Origin of the sequence: Pseudoalteromonas sp. P1-26 (genome assembly GCF_001401795.1) — a bacterium.
GTDB lineage: Bacteria > Pseudomonadota > Gammaproteobacteria > Enterobacterales > Alteromonadaceae > Pseudoalteromonas.
Map to the genome: position 1 here is coordinate 1 of NZ_LKDX01000108.1, position 1,307 is coordinate 1,307.

General features: G+C 44.8%; 1 protein-coding gene. It reads right to left on the reverse strand.

Features of this window, described 5'->3' with window-relative positions; all coding sequences use genetic code 11:
• Positions 1–46: 46 nt before the first annotated feature.
• Positions 47–1,307: RNA-guided endonuclease TnpB family protein (locus tag AN394_RS21095; protein WP_055022514.1), on the reverse strand; the 1,261-nt coding region annotated here is incomplete at its 5' end.

Below are 1,307 nucleotides of genomic sequence, written 5' to 3' on the forward strand. Positions count from 1 at the left end.
TGTGAACTACTCGCGCCTAAAGGCATCGAGCTTCCAAGATAATAGCCTAAGCTACTAACCTTTCTTTTTTGACGCTTCGTTGGACACCGCTAGTCGAGCTTTTGACTCGGCTAGTCTTACGATTGCCTCCACGTCCACTATCTGCCTGAGTTATTAGAACTCCATCGCCAGACAACACCGTTCCAGTGTCTAATATTAGGTTAATTGCCCGTTTCTTTATGACCTTTGATGCGTTGTTATCTGCATTGTCAGTATTGCCACAGTTACCGCACACAAATAGCTCTTGTGATTTACGGTTGTCGGGGTGAGTGTGATCGCATTCAGCGCACTCCTGACTGGTATGCGGGGCGGGTATTTTGAAGACGGCTTTTCCTGCTTGGTAGGCCTTGTATTTGGTGTAAATCTCTATGATGTGCCAGCCAACGTTTAAAATAGACTTGTTTAGCCCAGCCTTTTGTTTGGCTTTGTTTGACACATACCGACCTTGTTCATCCTGCTTCGCCTTTGGCTTGCGCGTCATGCTTGAGGTTCGTAAAGCCTCGAACACTATAACCTTAGCCTTGCTTTCGATTAACGAACGACTTGTTTTATGTGCAAAATCGTTTCGAATATTCGCCTTTTTAGCATGGTGCGTAGCAATGCGATGTTTGGTTTTGTTTCTTCGGCTAGAGCCTTTTTTCTGGCGTGATAACTTGCGTTGAAGTCGCTTGATATAGCGGTCAGCTTTGGTCATGTTCGATTTCTGGTTTTCGCAGAAATCGAACGTTATAGAGCCTGCGTGAACAGGAATTGCCACGCCACGATCTACACCAATAGTATGTTCTTCCAGATATTTTTTGGTTGAACCCTGCAAGAATTCCAAATGTTCAGCATTGCTAGGAAGTTCTTCTTCGCTATTGCCGTCTTCATAACAGAAAGATACATAATATTGACCACGCTCTTTGCGCACATATAGCGAGTTTGGGCTCTCGAACTTGCCATGCGCTTTAAAGGATAAGTAACCAATATTATTAGTCTTCGTGCCGATAAATAGTCGTAAGTTTCCATCTTCGCAACGTTCGAAGCTGAACACCTCACGAGTAAGATAGATGCTACCTCGGTCAGTTTTAGGTTTGCGCTTAGGTCGCCCACACACGCCTTTCATGAATTTTTGGTAAGTCTGATACCAGTTAACCGCACTGTTTCGGATAATCTGACTAGGGCATCGAGATAGCCAAGGGGTTAACTCCTTCGACTTGAATTGTGATGTTTTCTGGTCAATTGGGGCATAAGTGCCCGTTGGGTAGTATTTACGTGCAAAGGTGCGG